This window comes from Candidatus Cloacimonadota bacterium, assembly GCA_034661015.1.
In the GTDB taxonomy this organism is placed as follows: Bacteria; Cloacimonadota; Cloacimonadia; order JGIOTU-2; family JGIOTU-2; genus JAYEKN01.
The window spans coordinates 1-1,216 of sequence record JAYEKN010000023.1; the positions used below are offsets into that span (position 1 = coordinate 1).

4 protein-coding genes are annotated in these 1,216 nt (G+C 35.9%); all 4 read right to left on the bottom strand.

Annotated features, from left to right (window positions below; genetic code table 11):
* On the bottom strand, positions 1 to 371 hold a 371-nt coding region (locus U9P79_00710; protein MEA2103151.1), incomplete at its 3' end, for a GAF domain-containing protein.
* Between the two features lie 12 nt (positions 372 to 383).
* Positions 384 to 599, bottom strand: a complete 216-nt coding sequence (locus tag U9P79_00715; GenBank protein MEA2103152.1) for a hypothetical protein — start codon at positions 597 to 599, stop codon at positions 384 to 386.
* The gene (locus tag U9P79_00720) at positions 515 to 742 is read right to left on the bottom strand and encodes a hypothetical protein (GenBank protein MEA2103153.1); all 228 of its coding nucleotides are present in this window, start codon (positions 740 to 742) and stop codon (positions 515 to 517) included. Before U9P79_00720 ends, U9P79_00715 begins: the two co-directional genes overlap by 85 nt.
* A 14-nt stretch (positions 743 to 756) precedes the next feature.
* Positions 757 to 1,216, bottom strand: a 460-nt coding sequence (locus U9P79_00725) for a hypothetical protein (GenBank protein ID MEA2103154.1), incomplete at its 5' end; no start/stop codon positions are given.

The window sequence follows — 1,216 nt, forward strand, 5'->3', positions numbered from 1 at the left end:
AGTTCACCGATGAATTTTTCACTCTTCATTATCGGTTCTACGATTTCTGATTTTACATTAAGACTGCACGCAAGATAATTATTTTCCTCTTGCACATCCTGAACGATAAATGTTTTATGGGTCTCGGCAACCTGCCCACAAATGCCCTTACCGAATGAAATATTCGTATGCTCTGTTTTTGTTCCCACATAAGGGCCAAGGATCAATTCGTCTTGTTTATCTTCATTCACGAGATAAAATCCCACCCAATCGTAATATTCAATTTTCGATTCCAGAATTTCACATATCCCCTGTAAAATGGAATTTTTATCCTTAGATTGTAAAAAAAATTGTTCGATTTGATCTATAATTGTCTGATATGCCGTTTTCATAATGTATTATTTTTATTCAACAAGGGATTTTTTTTGTTGAATCAAGTTATCCCAGAAAGTAAATGCTTCACGAATATGGGGAATTGTTATTGAACCACCCACCACCAGCCCGATGGATAACACTTTCTCCAATTCATCATCTATTACACCTTCTTCAAAACATTGAATGAGATGATATTGTACGCAATCATCATACCGTAAAACGAGAGAGGAAACCAATCCCAGCAATTCCTTAGGTTTTTTGGCAAAGCACCCGTTTCGTAAATATTATGATCTATATTGAAAAATCGTTTGAGATTCTTCTTTCCGTATTTCATCACGATTTCGTTTTGATCCTGCCGTTCTACTATGAATTTTTCAAAACTCTTCATGCATCCGCCATGTTTTACTCATCATACCTAACCAGCACACCGGTAAGAATTTTCTTTTTTAAGGAATCGTTATTCAGACCCTCGAATATATCTCCAATATCTTTGATGTCCTCAAGCGAAGAATTGATCATTTTGATTTCAACTACAGCATCTGCACCCATTTCACGTGCTTTTTTTTCCATTTCTGTGATCATCGTAAAAGGATCGGATTTGCTTTCCCCCTTTACGCTAATCGTGGCAAATCTGACAAGTTTTTTATCCAAGGGGAAATTATAACCGAAATATAGACGAACTTCGCTATCGGTTTTGGGTGTATTTTGTTGTTGCTCCTGGTCAATTGACATGCCCTCATTGAGCGATATGCTCGTGCTTATCGCATTATTCATTGAGCAGGCAGAAAGGATTAGTGAAATTATTAACGAGAAAAACAAAAAGAGGTGAAGCGATATTTTATTATTTTTAGCAATCATTTTT